The sequence below is a fragment of the Acinetobacter sp. YH16040_T genome (assembly GCF_024605785.1).
Classification (GTDB): domain Bacteria; phylum Pseudomonadota; class Gammaproteobacteria; order Pseudomonadales; family Moraxellaceae; genus Acinetobacter; species Acinetobacter amyesii.
This window is the reverse complement of sequence record NZ_CP094541.1, coordinates 3,231,801-3,247,089: the sequence shown is the minus strand read 5'-3', so window position 1 is coordinate 3,247,089 and position 15,289 is coordinate 3,231,801. Positions and strand designations below refer to the sequence as shown.

Sequence of the window (15,289 nt, the reverse complement as noted above, 5' to 3'; positions counted from 1 at the left end):
GTATTGCTCAACTGTCAAAGGGTGGTTGGGCACACAATTTTTTAACTTAATTTGGTATAAACCTAACCTCTGAGGAATTATCATGGAACTCACTTTAGGTCTAGTTGCAATTGCATCTGCTATCTTGATCGCTTTTGGTGCTTTAGGTACTGCGATTGGTTTTGGTCTTCTAGGCGGCCGTTTCTTAGAAGCTGTTGCTCGTCAACCAGAATTGGCTCCACAACTTCAAACTCGTATGTTCTTAATCGCAGGTCTTCTTGATGCTGTGCCTATGATCGGTGTTGGTATTGGCTTGTTCTTCATCTTCGCTAATCCATTTGTAGGTTAATCAGCTTAATTCCTAAATTAAACTATTGAGGAATAGCAATGAATATCAACCTCACATTGATTGGCCAAGCGATTGCATTTGCGATTTTTGTCGCATTCTGCATGAAGTTTGTATGGCCACCACTAATCAATGCGATTAGTGAGCGTCAGCGTAAAATCGCTGATGGCTTAAACGCTGCTGAAAAAGCAAAAGCTGACCTTGCGGATGCGCAAGCACAAGTGAAAGCTGAATTAGACGCGGCTAAAGCACAAGCGGCTCAATTGATCGAACAAGCGAACCGTCGTGGTGCGCAATTGGTAGAAGAAGCGCGTACTCAAGCTGCGGCTGAAGGTGAGCGTATTCGTCAACAAGCGAAAGAAGCTGTTGATACTGAAATCAATGCTGCTCGCGAAGAATTACGTCAACAAGTTGCTGCTCTTGCAGTTACTGGCGCAGAAAAAATTCTGAACCAGCAAGTTGACGCAGAAGCTCACAATGCCATGCTGACTCAGCTGGCTGCTAAACTTTAAGAGAGGCGGATTATGGCTGAACTCTTGACGTTGGCACGCCCATACGCTAAAGCAGCATTTGCTTACGCTTCTGAGCAAAATGCAACTGACGCTTGGTCAAATGCATTGAACTTGCTCAGTGCTGCGGTGCAAGACGAAGCATTTTCAGCTTATCTAAATCGCCCTGAGCTTACTCCTGCTGAGCAGGTAAGTGTTTTCGCAAAAGTTTTAGGTGAAGACCAGACTGCAGCAGTGTCAAACTTTTTGACATTGCTTGCCGATAATGACCGTCTGGCACTTCTTCCTGAAATTTCAGAAGAATACGAACAGCTCAAATCACAGAATAACAATACTGTGGATGTAGTGATTGAATCTGCATTCCCATTGACTTCTGTACAAGAACAATTACTTGCGCATGCATTAGAGAAAAAATTCGAAGCTGCCGTAAATGTTTCTGTAGAAGTTAACCCAGCGTTAATCGCGGGTGTAGTTATTCGTGCAGGCGACCAAGTGATAGATGATTCTGCGCTTAACAAGCTTGAAAAAATGCGGACTCGTCTTCTTGCTTAACAGCTCGAAGACTGAACTTTAAAAAGATTGAGGTATAGCGCAATGCAACAACTGAATCCATCCGAGATCAGTGCGCTCATTAAACAGCGTATCGGCGATCTGGACACCAGCGCGACCGCTAAGAACGAAGGGACCATTGTTATGGTTTCCGACGGTATTGTGCGCATTCACGGCCTTGCTGATGCAATGTACGGTGAAATGATCGAATTCGACGGCGGCTTATTTGGTATGGCACTGAACCTAGAACAGGATTCAGTGGGTGCCGTTGTCTTAGGTAACTACTTAAGCCTTCAAGAAGGTCAAAAAGCTCGTTGCACAGGTCGTGTATTAGAAGTTCCGGTTGGTCCAGAACTTTTAGGCCGTGTAGTAGATGCTTTGGGTAACCCAATTGATGGTAAAGGCCCTATTGACGCAAAACTTACTGATGCTGTTGAAAAAGTAGCACCAGGCGTAATTTGGCGTCAATCAGTGGATCAACCTGTACAAACTGGTTATAAATCAGTAGATACAATGATCCCTGTTGGTCGTGGTCAACGTGAGTTGATCATCGGTGACCGTCAAACTGGTAAAACAGCTATGGCGATCGATGCGATCATCGCTCAGAAAAATTCTGGCATTAAATGTGTATACGTAGCAATTGGTCAAAAACAATCGACTATCGCTAACGTTGTGCGCAAGCTAGAAGAAACTGGCGCTATGGCGTACACAACTGTTGTAGCAGCTGCTGCAGCTGATCCTGCAGCGATGCAGTATCTGGCTCCGTATGCTGGTTGTACAATGGGTGAGTACTTCCGTGACCGCGGTGAAGACGCGCTTATCATTTATGATGACTTGTCTAAACAAGCTGTTGCTTACCGTCAAATTTCATTGCTTCTACGTCGTCCACCAGGTCGTGAAGCATATCCTGGTGACGTATTCTATCTACACTCACGTTTACTTGAACGTGCTTCACGTGTATCTGCTGACTACGTTGAGAAATTCACTAACGGTGAAGTTAAAGGCCAAACTGGTTCATTAACTGCATTACCGATTATTGAAACTCAAGCCGGTGACGTATCTGCATTCGTACCTACTAACGTAATTTCGATTACTGACGGTCAGATCTTCTTAGAAACATCATTATTCAACGCAGGTATTCGTCCTGCTGTGAACGCGGGTATCTCTGTATCACGTGTTGGTGGTTCTGCTCAAACTAAGATCATCAAAAAATTGTCAGGTGGTATCCGTACCGCTCTTGCGCAATACCGTGAATTAGCTGCGTTTGCTCAGTTCGCTTCTGACCTTGACGAAGCAACTCGTAAACAGCTTGAACATGGTCAACGTGTAACTGAGCTTATGAAGCAAAAACAATATGCTCCATACTCAATTGCTGACCAAGCTGTTTCAATTTATGCATCTAACGAAGGCTACATGGCTGACGTAGAAGTGAAGAAAATCGTTGCATTTGATGCTGCGTTGATCTCTTACTTCCGTTCAGAAAATGCTGCGTTAATGCAAAAAATTGACGAGACTGGTGCTTACGATAAAGAAATCGAAGCAGCAATCAAAGCAGGTATTGAAAGCTTTAAAGCGACTCAAACTTACTAAGATTCAACTGTGTTGAATCTGGTTTTGGTTTGGTTCACGGATCAACCTTCGGAAGCTCGAAAGGGCTTTCGAATACTAGGTTAAGCGTATGGCAAATTTAAAAGAAATTCGCGCCAAAGTAGCTAGTATCAAAAGCACGCAGAAAATTACTCGCGCGATGCAGATGGTAGCAGCTTCTAAGATGCGTCGTGCGCAAGAGCGCATGGCTCAAGGCCGTCCGTATGCCGAAAATATGCACCGTGTAATTGCTCATTTGGTACAAGCGAACCCTGAATACAAACACCGTTATATGGTTGAACGTCCTGTAAAGCGCGTTGGCTATATCATTGTTTCTTCAGATCGTGGCCTTGCTGGTGGTTTGAACATTAACTTGTTCAAAAAAGTGGTAAAACACGTACAACAGCAACAAGAGCAGTCAATTGAAGTTCAATTTGCTTTAATTGGTCAAAAAGCGGTTTCGTTTTTTAAAAACTACGGCGGTAAAGTTCTTGGTGCAACTACAAACGTAGGTGATGCTCCGAGTCTTGAACAGTTAACTGGTTCTGTACAGGTGATGTTAGACGCGTTTGATAAAGGCGAGTTAGATCGTATTTATCTAGTGTCAAACGGCTTTGTCAACGCCATGACTCAAAACCAAAAAATCGAACAGCTTGTTCCTTTAGCAGCTGCTGAGGAAAGCGAAGGTCTAAACCGTCAATACGGTTGGGACTATATCTATGAACCAGAAGCTGAAGAGCTTTTAAATGGTTTATTGGTTCGTTACATTGAGTCTATGGTTTATCAAGGTGTGATTGAAAACATCGCATGTGAACAGTCTGCTCGTATGGTTGCAATGAAAGCTGCAACTGATAACGCGGGTGAATTGATCAAGAGCCTACAACTTATTTATAACAAGCTGCGTCAAGCCGCGATTACTCAGGAAATCTCTGAGATCGTTGGTGGTGCCGCTGCCGTTTAACATTATTAGTTTGAATTGAGGAGACAGCAATGAGTAGCGGTCGTATCATTCAGATCATCGGCGCGGTTATCGACGTCGAGTTTGAACGTAACAGCGTTCCTAAGATCTATGACGCTCTCCATGTTGATGGTACTGAAACTACATTAGAAGTTCAGCAGCAACTTGGTGATGGCGTAGTTCGTACTATTGCAATGGGTTCTACTGAAGGCCTTAAGCGTGGTCTTACTGTAACTAACACTGGCGCGCCTATCTCTGTACCTGTAGGTACTGCATGTTTAGGTCGTATCATGGACGTTCTTGGTCGCCCTATCGACGAAGCTGGTCCTGTTGGTACTGAAGCTCGTTTACCAATTCACCGTCAAGCGCCTTCTTATGCAGAACAAGCGGCTTCTACTGACCTTTTAGAAACTGGTATTAAAGTCATTGACTTACTTTGCCCGTTCGCTAAAGGTGGTAAAGTTGGTCTGTTCGGTGGTGCCGGTGTTGGTAAAACTGTAAACATGATGGAGTTGATCAACAACATCGCGAAAGCTCACTCAGGTTTATCTGTGTTTGCTGGTGTTGGTGAACGTACTCGTGAAGGTAACGACTTCTATCACGAAATGAAAGACTCTAACGTTCTAGACAAAGTAGCAATGGTCTACGGTCAGATGAATGAGCCACCAGGTAACCGTTTACGCGTAGCGTTGACTGGTTTGACTATGGCTGAGTACTTCCGTGACGAAAAAGACGAAAACGGTAAAGGCCGTGACGTTCTATTGTTCGTCGACAACATCTATCGTTATACACTAGCGGGTACTGAAGTATCAGCACTTCTAGGTCGTATGCCATCTGCAGTAGGTTACCAACCGACTCTTGCAGAAGAGATGGGTGTTCTTCAAGAACGTATTACGTCTACTAAGTCTGGTTCTATTACGTCAATCCAAGCGGTATACGTACCTGCCGATGACTTAACAGATCCATCGCCTGCGACTACCTTCGCTCACTTGGACGCGACTGTTGTATTGAGCCGTGACATCGCATCTTCTGGTATTTACCCAGCGATCGATCCACTTGACTCTACTTCACGTCAGTTAGATCCACTTGTAGTGGGTACTGAGCATTACGAAATCGCTCGTTCAGTTCAAAACGTTCTTCAACGTTACAAAGAATTGAAAGACATTATCGCAATTCTTGGTATGGACGAATTGGCAGAAGAAGACAAACTTACTGTATACCGTGCACGTAAGATCCAACGTTTCTTCTCTCAACCGTTCCACGTAGCTGAAGTGTTTACTGGTGCTCCTGGTAAACTTGTACCGCTTAAAGAAACAATTCGTGGCTTTAAAGGTCTTCTAGCTGGTGAATACGACCACATTCCAGAACAAGCGTTCTACATGGTTGGTGGTATTGACGAAGTTATTGCTAAAGCTGAGAAACTTTAATTAGTTACCTAATTTAGGAGATTCTCATGTCAACTATGCAATGTGACGTTGTAAGTGTTAAAGAGTCTTTGTACTCTGGCACTGTAACTATGCTAATTGCTAAAGGTGCTGGTGGTGAGTTGGGTATTATGCCTGGCCATGCGCCACTAGTAACTTTGCTCAAGCCGGGCGCAATCCGCGTTCTGCTTGAAAATGGTACAGAAGAATTAATCTATGTATCAGGTGGTGTACTAGAAGTTCAACCGCACGTTGTTACTGTACTTGCAGATACTGCAGTACGTGCTGACAACCTTGATGAAGCAGCAATTATTGAAGCTCGTAAACAAGCTGAACAATTGTTAGCAAATCAAAAGAGCGACTTGGACTCAGCTGCTGCTTTGGCTGCTCTTGCAGAAACTGCTGCTCAGTTGGAAACCATCCGCAAAATCAAAAACCGCGCTCAATAAGACGCTGTTCGAGATTGAAAGAGCCACCCGAAAGGGTGGTTTTTTTATGTTCAAATATACAACTTAAATCGAGATGGATATAATATTTAGCAAATAAATCTTGATATAAAAAATAAAATGAAACTCAATATTAAATTAACCAATGAAGATTTTTATGTATTTCAGGTGCTAAACGAAGAGCTTATTAATCCTGTTGTATATGACAAATTCGAAGTTAAGTTTCTCAGATTAGTGTTTAAATTTTTTATACTATTAATAGTCGGTCTCTTTATTTTTATTTTCTTCAAAAATGACTCTTCACTTTTGAATTACTTGATTTTGTTGGTCGCTCTTTTATTGGGATTGTTGCCCAAAGTAAACTCTATTTTTCAAAATATGTTTAAGATACGATATATCGATCAAATGGCTGAAAATTCGAAAATTCTTATTGGGGATAAAGAAATTGAGATTACAGAGAAAAATCTTATCGAAAGTACTGAGTATTACACTCAAATTTTTTCATGGAGTTTAGTATCAAATATTGAGAAAACGCAAACTCATTTAATTGTTTTCTTCGGTATGTGTATAGGGATTATTTTGCCCTTAGACCAAATTAATAATGACGTAGAAAAGATAATACAACAATATTGCCCAAATATTGAGTTCAAAGAACATAACTGGTAAGTAAATTTCATTTGATTGTCTTTGATGAATTTGAAGTGATTTATTTGTAATGAATAATTGAGAAATTTCTATTCTCCATAATATTCACATCAAATCTCTTATCAAAATTTTCCCCTAAACTTTTCAGCTCAGGCTTTATATCTATCACCTAAAGTTGAATATATTTTATTCAATACAATCTTTATAGTGATTAAATTCAATCAGCTAGCATTGCACCATGAATCTTATCGCCTATGAGCCGCATTTTTGGGAACTTTATCAAGACTTTGATCAATATTACTTGAGCATTGCGGTTGATCTCAGTTCTGTAGTGTCATGTTGGGATGTTGAACTCACCCATGAAGAAGTTCAACAATATGAACACCGTGGGTGCGTGAGTATTCAAGAACTGGCAAAATCGATGGTTGCTGCTGCCTATAAAGGTGATTTTGCTTCATTAGAAAGTCGTTTAGTGAAACCATATGAACGTCAGGCCATGCAATCGGCTTTTAAAAAATGGCAAGATAGCCAAAAAGCAGGTTAATGGTTGTTATTCATGCATGGGTAAAATTGAAAACTCGCCGTGACTGATAATTTTAATTTTAAAAATTAGATCAAAGCCTTCATCCTGTGATGGAACTTGAAGTTTGCGATAAGTAGCACGCACGCCAACTTCTGGAATATGGGCTTTGCCTTCACGAAAACTGTTGCGTTTTAAGGTACTGTCCAAATCGGTTTCAAAATAATAAGCAATCACCTCAAAACCTGCATCAATTGCACGTTGGATATAGCGAGCACGAGCTTCCCGATCTGGGTTGGTATTATCAATCACCATTTTGGTTTTGGATGCCAAACCAGCTTCAAAGATCATATTTTCCCGATGTCGGGTTTTCAACATATCCAAATTAATACGTAAATGGCTATGATATAAATTCAACATGTAAAAGGTGGATTTGCCAGAGGCTTGAACGCCTGTAAAAATAATCAGCTGCATGGTGTCTGCAATGAAAGCATGGAATGAATAATAGAGTATTAAATCAGCAACGCAGTTTTGCTACAATCGCTGCAAAATGAATAAGAACAATTTACATAGGTCTGTATGCTCAAATTTTTTACCAGTTTATCGCTGTGTCTTTGTTGTGGTTTGCTCCTAGCATGTCAAAGCCAATACGTCACGACACCCAATCTTCCCACTGAAGCTGCACTTGTCGCTGAATCGGTTGATAATGGCATCAGTACGGAGCTTGAGATTCCATATTTGACCGCCTTTCGAAATCTGCGACAAGCCTATAATCACTGTGTTGCGTTTACCGCGAACAATCGCTACGTCTATACCGATAATCGTTTAGAAGAGCATTTGGAGCAGGGGACATTGATGGCACGGACTGAACATGGGGCGTATTTGCATAAAATGTTGGTCGAAAGTTTAGATCCACAGACGACACGTATTACCTTATTTTTGCCGAAGCAATATACCTTTGCCCAAGCACGTTTTAAACAAGATGTTCAGCGCGCACTTGGACAAGATAAAAACTGTAATACCTATGAATTTGCTCAATCCAACTAATTGAACTTTAAGACGCTTGTGAGTTTTCCTGCTCTGGGTGCTCTACACGTTTACCGCCCTCATAACTGGCAAATCGAGCTTGATCACGTTTGAAGACCGGTGCTGGTGTCGGCCAAGGCCAATCGCCAAAATGGGTTTCACGATAGCGTTTAAAAGCGGCATCGAGTTCTTCAGTGGTATTGAGCACAAATGGACCGCGCATCGCCACGGGTTCATTAATCGGTTCACCTTCTAACCACAGAATCCGTGCTTCTAATCCGCCTGCTTTGAGATGGACGTCGGCATCTGATTGGAGTTCAACCAAATGCTTCATCTGAATGGTTTGACCTTCTATTTCTAATGGATTGCCCTGATAAAAATAAGCAAAACGGTTTGAGCTACTTGTTGTTGCGGGAATCACCAACTCTGCACCTGCTTGCATGGTGATTAAATAAATATTGACCTTATTTTCTGCGGCAGCCGCCCATGAGTGTGTCGGTCGGGAAATGGCATCGGTGGATTTGAACTGCCCTGAAATCACGCGAATATCCGATTTTTTTCCTTCACTATCGGTTTCAAAGACGTGAGGAATCTCTTCACGCCAAAACATTTTATAGTCGGCATCATGGGTTTTCTGTTCAGCCGATGAATTAAACCAAATTTGGAAAAGTTCAAAAGGATTGGCTTTATCTTCATGCAGTAGGGGGAACATTTCACAGTGTTCAACGCCATTGCCTGTGGACAGTCATTGCACATCACCAGCAGCATAGCGTCCGCCATTGCCTAATGAATCGAAATGATCGACATAGCCTTGTTCGACCAAGGTAATGGTTTCAAAGCCAGTATGTGGATGCTTTGGAAAACCTGGAACCACATCGCCATAGTACATATTGAATTCATCTTTCTCGGCGGCTGTTTTTGGCCCCATGTCTGTATTCGCAGCAGGAAAATGATCAATATTATGGGCAGTAAATAAGAAAGGATCTTTTAAATCTAAACGAAAGGTAATGGGTGTAATGTTATAAATCACAGCGTTTGACATAACTGTTCCATCATTGGCTTTATTATTAAGCATTAATCTAAAAGGAAAAACAGTCGTGTTCTATAGCGGAACTGTAAGAAAAAAGCGTTAGCTCAAGGTCTAACGCTTTTTTGATTTACAACAGGTAGAATGCAATGGAAATGCTAGATTTAGCTATTTATTCAGTTTCAGTGGGTGCATTAGATGAGCTTTTAGCTGCTTGGTCTTGGATCAACATACCTGCTAATTTCAGCATTTCCGCTTGAATATTGCCCATTTGATTTTGAATTTTCTGAAAATCAACTTTGCTTAAATCGACTTGTCCATTGAGAAAAGGTGAGGCCAATACTTGCTGATTCGCTGCCTGTAGATTGCTGCGAATATCATTAATCTCAGTGCTTTTTAGATTTAAATCATTCAAAGCTTGATTGAAACCTTTGAGCTGCTGTTGCAGCTGGGTTGCCGCTTTTTGCAATTGGAGATGATCTTGGTTGCTGACTGCGGCTTCTAAATCGACCTGCGTTTGTTTGAGTTGTTCAACATAATTGCCGGCTTTAAGTTGCATATCCGCAACATCGCGAACGATATAAAATATATTGCCGCTTTTTAATTGGTTTTGATCGGTCGCCTGACTTTGTGTCGCGGATTGATTTTCACTTGTTGGTGCAGTTGCAGGATGATCATTTTCTGCAGCGATTTCTTGTTCCTGTTGCGGTGCTGTAGCAGGTTCACAACCAATCAGCACCAAAACACCACTAAAAATGGCAAAAGGGAGAAGAGCATTCTGCACGAGCTTTTTCATTCAATCATCACTATGTGTTAAGTCTATGCTTTGAATATAGGGGCAGAATGTGGATTAAAAATAGATTGTTGCAAAGCAATAACAAAATAATCGCTTGAACAAAAAAAAGAGGGCATTTGCCCTCTTTTGATGTTTTGGTGGGTTTAACCCGCAATGATTTTGATCATGGCGTGGCTGACGGCATTCATTAAAATGTAGTCGCCATTCACTTTAATCCATTGTTGGTTTTTGCCTGGTTTAGACAATTTTTTGTATTTGGTGTGGTCTACTTTGTAGCTATGACCACGGTATTCAGAAGGTACTTTTTGTCCAGAACGCCAATCATGTGAAGGATTTACGGCTTTTTTCTTGTTCTGGCTTTGGTTTTTTACTGGTGTGTTTTGTTTAGTGTGCTGTTGAGCTTTCGTATTTTGATTATGCGCAGGTGCATGTTGTTGGCTATTTTGCGGTGCAGCCATTGCTGGAGCAGCAACAAGTGCTGTCGAAATAGATAAAACGATAGCTTTCATTAATGTATTCATAAGTTCACCTGTTTACTGCTGGATGTGATTTGATAAGACTCATCATAATGAGTATTTACAGGGAAACTTTGAACAATGTATATGTGAAATATTAAAATAATGGATAAACTATGTAAATTATCAATATGTGATAATTATTAAATATTATTGTGATAATTTAAAATGATTAATCTCAGTTAAAATCACAATAATCTTAACTGAGAGATTGAGATATTGTCGAATTATTTGGCTAACTCAGCGTTGATGGCATCGACAATACGTGCATCATCTGCCTTGATATCAGGCGCAAATCGAGCCACAACTTCGCCTTGTTTATTCACGAGGAATTTTTCAAAATTCCATAAAACTTCAGGCTTTGGATTTGGTGTTAAACCGTATTCAACTAAATCATCCCACCATGGGCCTTCACCAATGCGTTCAGGAATGGCTTGGGTTAAGGTTTGATAAAGTGGGTGTTTATCTGCGCCTGCCACAGAAATTTTTGCAAAAAGTGGGAAATCAACCTTGTAGTTGATCGAGCAAAATTCTTGAATTTCAGCTTCAGAACCAGGTTCTTGTTCTAAAAAGTTATTGGCAGGAAAACCTAAGACTTCAAAACCTTGTGATTTCTTCTCTGTATAGAGTTTCTCTAGGCCTTCGTATTGTGGTGTTAGCCCACATTTAGAGGCTACATTGACCAATAATAAAACCTTGCCTTGGTATTGATTGAGTGTGGTGTCATCACCTTGGATGGTTTTTACCGGGATATCGTAAACTGAAGCTGACATATTCGTTCCTAATTGAAGTTGTGCCTTTCATCCTTGTTTTAAAGGGAAATCTGGTGAACAGCAAGCTTTTATCGATAGGCTTTTCGCATAATTTTTGTAGTAGTTTGCAGAATTCGAGCTGAGGCTTGCTTGAGTGCTTATCGTTTAAGTAGTGGCACGGTGTTGGTTTGGGGTTTTTCCTGTATAGCGTTTAAAAAACTCAATAAAGCTTGAGCTGTGTTGATAACCCAATTCATAGCTGAGAGCTTTAATAGACTGACCAGCGCGGAGTTGTTGAATGGCATAAATAATTTTTGCACGGTTTCGCCATTCAGAAAGGCTCATTTGCAGTTCGTTCTGACTCAGTCGCAATAACTGACGCTCACTCAAAGCAACATTGGATAAGCATCGCTGTAGGCTCAAGCTAAAATGATCTACATCTGCGAGCTGCGCCAAGATCGGCTTTAACACCGCATCATGGCTTTGCGGTAAATAATGTTGATGTTTGGGTGCTGTTTTTAACTGGTCGAATAAGACCTGTAGCAGGTGTCGATAGGGTGGTGTGGTATGTTGCTCTGTAGGAAAGGCCAAAATTTCTTGCGCCAATAAACGAAAGAAAGGCTGGATGCTAAATACTTCAGTCTGCTTGGGGAAATCTATGCAGAGATCAGGTGCTAGACGGATTGCCACATAATGAATAGGTTGCTCATCAATTGCGACTGAGCAATGTTCTGTATGTGGAGGAATCCACACCCCATAACTGGCAGGTGAGAGATGGTGTTGCCCTTGTATCTCATATTCGAAAATACCATCGAGACAAAAATTAAAATCACCCCAAAGACAACTGTGCGGGTAGACCGTATCTAATGCTGTGTAGTGTGCTTCAAAAAGTTCGATCTGTTGTTCAATTGGTGGTGATGTCATATAAGCCTAAGAGTCAATGTCGGAACTACAATATAAATGTCTGAAATCATGTATTTCAATTAAAACAGACATCACTCAAAATACCTAGACCAATCTTTGCACGATATATTGAGGAGTCAGACATGTTGCTTCAAGCGCGTTGGGCGAAATTTGCAATTTGTTTGCCTCTGATCGCAGTATTTATATGGTCGTTAAATATTACCGTCACCCGCTATGTAACTGATTATATTTCACCAGTCAGTATCAGTTTTTATCGATGGTTTATTGCATTTTTGATCCTAACCCCCTTTATGCTCAAAACCGTTTGGCAGCAAAGACAGCTTATCGGGCAGCATTGGCAGCAATTGGCTGTGCTGAGTGCTTTTGGCATGGTGTTATATCAAGGCTTGGGCTATACCGCTGCGCATTATACGACGGCGACCAATATGGGCATCATCAATGCCTTTATCCCTGTTTTTACGATTGCCGTTGCATTTTTCATACTGAAAGATGTGCCTAATCGCTATGCCATCTTGGGCTGTGCGATTTCATTTACGGGGCTATTGTTTGTCATTGCGCAAGGAGATTTCAGTCAATTACTGAATATGGGCGGACATTTCGGCGATATCCTCATGATCTTCGCAGTGTTCTTTTATGCCTTTTATGGGGTGTTTTTAAAAAAATGGCAATTGAAACTTCCGCTACTGTTGAGCTTATATGTACAAATTTTCTTTGCCGTTTTATATCACTTGCCATTCGTATTGTATTTAGGCATAGACGCGATTAATCCTGCCAATGCGCCAAGTGTATTTTATGCGGCAATTTTTCCATCACTGATTGCACCGTTGGTATGGATGTTGGCTGTACAACATCTCGGCCCGAATCGCACCAGTATTTTTATGAATTTGATGCCGGTATTTACCGCGATCGTTGCCTATTTCTGGTTGGCTGAGCAGTGGATGTTTTATCATAGTGTCGGCACAGTGATGGCGATTACTGGGGTGATCTTGGCGCAGCGTAAGTAAATCCAGTAAAAAGTTGAAAATTTATGAGAATTTTTGATTAAAAAATAAGCAAACAAGCTTATTTTTTTTATAGGGCAAATCTTTTGAAAATGGATTTTTGAGTGTAAAACTGAATTAAAAAAACAAATGCTCATCTTAAAAATCAATCAAAAATAGATACATATTTTGACTAAGTGGTTATAAAATCACAAATAAAGTGCTTATCAGTAGTTTTATTTATATAAAAAATCTATTTGTTAAATTTAAAAAAATATTACATAATACTTTCATCGTAAATGATGAAGTAATTCTTAATAATTACTTGATATTTACCCAGAGATTGTAAGACCCTCTGGATGTGATTTTATACACATCCTTTTTTATGCTCAGCCATCCCTATATGGCTGAGCTTTTTTTTGCCTGTATTTTCCCGAAAGGCAGGTGTAGACAGGCATACGAGCTTATGCGCGGATGATTTCACCTGTTTCAGCATCAATAATTTTACTTGGTTCTTGGCTTAGGCCGAGATCACCATTTAAGTAATTTAGTTCATTGGCAAAATACTGATTGGCTTCTTGTAAGGAACGGGCAGGGGTTAATCCTGCAGGATTGGCGCTGGTAGACACAATAAAGCCATTAAAAGCTTGGCATAAAGCCACACATAAAGAGTGGGTCGTCACACGGACTGCGACTTTTGGATGATTGCCTTTAATCCATGTTGGAATATGGTCGCCAGCCGGTAATAACCATGTGGTTGCACGTTCATTGGGTTTACGGTTGGTCCAGGTCGCAATGACTTGCTGACGCATATCTTCTGTTAAGCCTTGAAGCAGGTGTTCAACTTGAGCGACATTGGCAGCCAATAAAATCACGCCTTTTTCAATGGGACGTTGTTTTAGGCGCAAAATTTCGAGAAAGGCTTGCTCATTGTAGGGATCACAGCCCAATCCCCAAACAGCCTCTGTAGGATATGCGAGAACCTGACCTTTTTTAAGACAGGAAGCTGCTTCTGCAACAGAGGTGGTAATCATTTCTATAGACCTTATCTGATTCGACAAAGGACTATTGTGAACCTAATTTACCCATTCGACAACGTAGGTAGTGTCCGGCTTGTTGTGTGGCATAGCCCATTAACTCTAATTCCATCAGTTGACTGGTCAATGTCGCGGTATCAATTTTGAGTTGAATGGACAATTGATCAAGGCTTTGGCCGACCCAATCAAGCTGCCGATACAATGCAACTAAATGGTCCGGTATGGGTTCGGGTGGAGGTGTGTCCGATGTTGCTGTTTTTGGTGTGGCTATTTCGGTGGTTGTTAAGGTTTCGGCAGCCTGTGATTGCCACTGTGTGGCTAGTGCCAAGTCTTCAATAACCTGTTGTGGATGATCAATCAAAATTGCACCTTCGCGTATGAGTTGATGGCAACCTTGATGTGACTCACTATAAATATGGCCTGGGATGGCAAAAATAGATTTGCCTTGTTCGGCAGCGCGTTGAGCTGTGATCAGTGAGCCACTTTTTAATGCCGCCTCCGCCACGATGACACCAAGACTGAGCCCACTGACGATACGATTTCGATGTGGAAAATGGTGTTGCAATGGGGGAGTGTGTGGAAGAAACTCACTGATTACGGTTCCCCCATGTTGGATGATTTCTTGTCTTAAACGCTGATGTGCGGTCGGATAAGTTTGATCTAAACCTGTACCCATCACGGCAATGGTTCTGTGGTGTTGTATGGCAGCGCGATGTGCCGCTTCATCAATTCCTTGTGCTAAACCGCTATTGATATAGAACCCTTGCTCACTCAGATAATAAGCAAAATCATAAGCAATTTGCCGACCTTGGGGACTAGGTTTGCGGCTACCAACAATCGCAATTTGGGGTTGCATCAAGGCTTGGGCATTACCTTGCCCAAATAGAATGGGCGGCTTGTCGCTATAAGGTAAAAGCTGTTGAGGATAGTTCAGGTCTTCAGGAATCAGTACAAAGTCACTGTATTGTTCAATATCCTTGAGACATTTTTCAAAGCTAAGCTGTCCACTTGGACTATGAAATTCTTCAAAGCGCTGTAAATGATTTTTATGCAGTCCTAATTTTTGCCATGTGGTGATTTGATCAGGCTTAAGGGCGTGGTGTAGGGCAGGATAGTGCTGCTGAATTTTATAGAAACTACGAAGTGAGTGTTGCACCACAAACCACAGGCGAATGTAATCTAAATGCAAGTCAGTCAATGAGTTGAGCATAATGAGACCTTTGAATCTGTCTTCTTTTTATGGTTTAAAATTATCAGTGATATCGTTGT

At 41.3% G+C, this 15,289-nt stretch carries 18 protein-coding genes and 1 pseudogene; 11 read left to right on the top strand and 8 right to left on the bottom strand.

What is annotated here, in order from left to right:
- The first annotated feature begins 82 nt into the window (after window positions 1-82).
- The 9 genes from atpE (at window position 83) to MST16_RS15980 (ending at window position 6,987) form a co-directional block, all read left to right on the top strand.
- The gene (gene atpE / locus MST16_RS16020; protein ID WP_000424060.1) at window positions 83-328 is read left to right on the top strand and encodes a F0F1 ATP synthase subunit C; all 246 of its coding nucleotides are present in this window, start codon (window positions 83-85) and stop codon (window positions 326-328) included.
- A gap of 38 nt (window positions 329-366) precedes the next feature.
- Window positions 367-837 (top strand): F0F1 ATP synthase subunit B, encoded by a 471-nt coding sequence (locus MST16_RS16015; protein ID WP_078191477.1) that lies wholly within the window; start codon window positions 367-369, stop codon window positions 835-837.
- Window positions 838-849: 12 nt separating this feature from the next.
- Complete coding sequence (locus MST16_RS16010; RefSeq protein ID WP_078191476.1) at window positions 850-1,386, top strand: F0F1 ATP synthase subunit delta; 537 nt, start codon at window positions 850-852, stop codon at window positions 1,384-1,386.
- 42 nt (window positions 1,387-1,428) lie between these two features.
- Window positions 1,429-2,973 (top strand): F0F1 ATP synthase subunit alpha, encoded by a 1,545-nt coding sequence (gene atpA, locus MST16_RS16005; protein WP_078191475.1) that lies wholly within the window; start codon window positions 1,429-1,431, stop codon window positions 2,971-2,973.
- 88 nt (window positions 2,974-3,061) lie between these two features.
- Window positions 3,062-3,931 (top strand): F0F1 ATP synthase subunit gamma, encoded by an 870-nt coding sequence (gene atpG, locus MST16_RS16000; RefSeq protein WP_078191474.1) that lies wholly within the window; start codon window positions 3,062-3,064, stop codon window positions 3,929-3,931.
- Between the two features lie 29 nt (window positions 3,932-3,960).
- Window positions 3,961-5,355 (top strand): F0F1 ATP synthase subunit beta, encoded by a 1,395-nt coding sequence (gene atpD / locus MST16_RS15995; RefSeq protein ID WP_078191473.1) that lies wholly within the window; start codon window positions 3,961-3,963, stop codon window positions 5,353-5,355.
- Between the two features lie 26 nt (window positions 5,356-5,381).
- Complete coding sequence (locus tag MST16_RS15990; RefSeq protein ID WP_078191472.1) at window positions 5,382-5,801, top strand: F0F1 ATP synthase subunit epsilon; 420 nt, start codon at window positions 5,382-5,384, stop codon at window positions 5,799-5,801.
- A 117-nt stretch (window positions 5,802-5,918) separates the two neighbouring features.
- A complete protein-coding gene (locus MST16_RS15985; RefSeq protein ID WP_180010761.1) occupies window positions 5,919-6,464 on the top strand; it encodes a hypothetical protein in 546 nt (181 codons plus the stop codon).
- 217 nt (window positions 6,465-6,681) lie between these two features.
- Window positions 6,682-6,987, top strand: coding sequence for a hypothetical protein (locus MST16_RS15980; RefSeq protein WP_180010759.1), 306 nt, complete (start codon window positions 6,682-6,684; stop codon window positions 6,985-6,987).
- 6 nt (window positions 6,988-6,993) lie between these two features.
- Here MST16_RS15980 and MST16_RS15975 read toward each other — a convergent pair whose 3' ends face one another.
- Window positions 6,994-7,437: an AAA family ATPase gene (locus MST16_RS15975; protein WP_180010757.1), complete on the bottom strand. Its 444-nt coding sequence runs from the start codon at window positions 7,435-7,437 to the stop codon at window positions 6,994-6,996.
- A 105-nt stretch (window positions 7,438-7,542) separates the two neighbouring features.
- Here MST16_RS15975 and MST16_RS15970 point away from each other — a divergent pair, with 105 nt between their 5' ends.
- On the top strand, window positions 7,543-8,010 hold the full coding sequence (locus MST16_RS15970; protein ID WP_180010756.1) for a hypothetical protein: 468 nt from the start codon (window positions 7,543-7,545) through the stop codon (window positions 8,008-8,010).
- A gap of 7 nt (window positions 8,011-8,017) precedes the next feature.
- Here MST16_RS15970 and MST16_RS15965 read toward each other — a convergent pair.
- From MST16_RS15965 to MST16_RS15945, 5 genes and pseudogenes are all read right to left on the bottom strand, one after another.
- Window positions 8,018-9,031: pseudogene (locus tag MST16_RS15965) on the bottom strand (pirin family protein).
- 157 nt (window positions 9,032-9,188) lie between these two features.
- A complete protein-coding gene (locus tag MST16_RS15960) occupies window positions 9,189-9,812 on the bottom strand; it encodes a hypothetical protein (protein ID WP_180010753.1) in 624 nt (207 codons plus the stop codon).
- Window positions 9,813-9,955: 143 nt separating this feature from the next.
- Window positions 9,956-10,333, bottom strand: coding sequence for an RcnB family protein (locus MST16_RS15955; protein WP_180010751.1), 378 nt, complete (start codon window positions 10,331-10,333; stop codon window positions 9,956-9,958).
- Window positions 10,334-10,554: 221 nt separating this feature from the next.
- Window positions 10,555-11,100 carry a glutathione peroxidase gene (locus MST16_RS15950; protein ID WP_111885877.1) on the bottom strand — a complete coding sequence of 182 codons (546 nt, stop codon included), beginning with the start codon at window positions 11,098-11,100 and terminating at the stop codon, window positions 10,555-10,557.
- A gap of 144 nt (window positions 11,101-11,244) precedes the next feature.
- Window positions 11,245-12,003, bottom strand: a complete 759-nt coding sequence (locus MST16_RS15945; protein ID WP_180010749.1) for a helix-turn-helix transcriptional regulator — start codon at window positions 12,001-12,003, stop codon at window positions 11,245-11,247.
- 122 nt (window positions 12,004-12,125) lie between these two features.
- On the opposite strand from MST16_RS15945, the gene MST16_RS15940 reads away from it, so the two are divergent.
- Window positions 12,126-13,007, top strand: coding sequence for a DMT family transporter (locus tag MST16_RS15940; RefSeq protein ID WP_180010747.1), 882 nt, complete (start codon window positions 12,126-12,128; stop codon window positions 13,005-13,007).
- Between the two features lie 440 nt (window positions 13,008-13,447).
- Here MST16_RS15940 and MST16_RS15935 read toward each other — a convergent pair whose 3' ends face one another.
- Complete coding sequence (locus tag MST16_RS15935) at window positions 13,448-14,017, bottom strand: L-threonylcarbamoyladenylate synthase (protein ID WP_111885874.1); 570 nt, start codon at window positions 14,015-14,017, stop codon at window positions 13,448-13,450.
- Window positions 14,018-14,048: 31 nt separating this feature from the next.
- Entirely contained in the window at window positions 14,049-15,230 is a 1,182-nt protein-coding gene (dprA, locus tag MST16_RS15930) for a DNA-processing protein DprA (RefSeq protein WP_180010745.1), read from the bottom strand.
- Window positions 15,231-15,289: the final 59 nt, after the last annotated feature.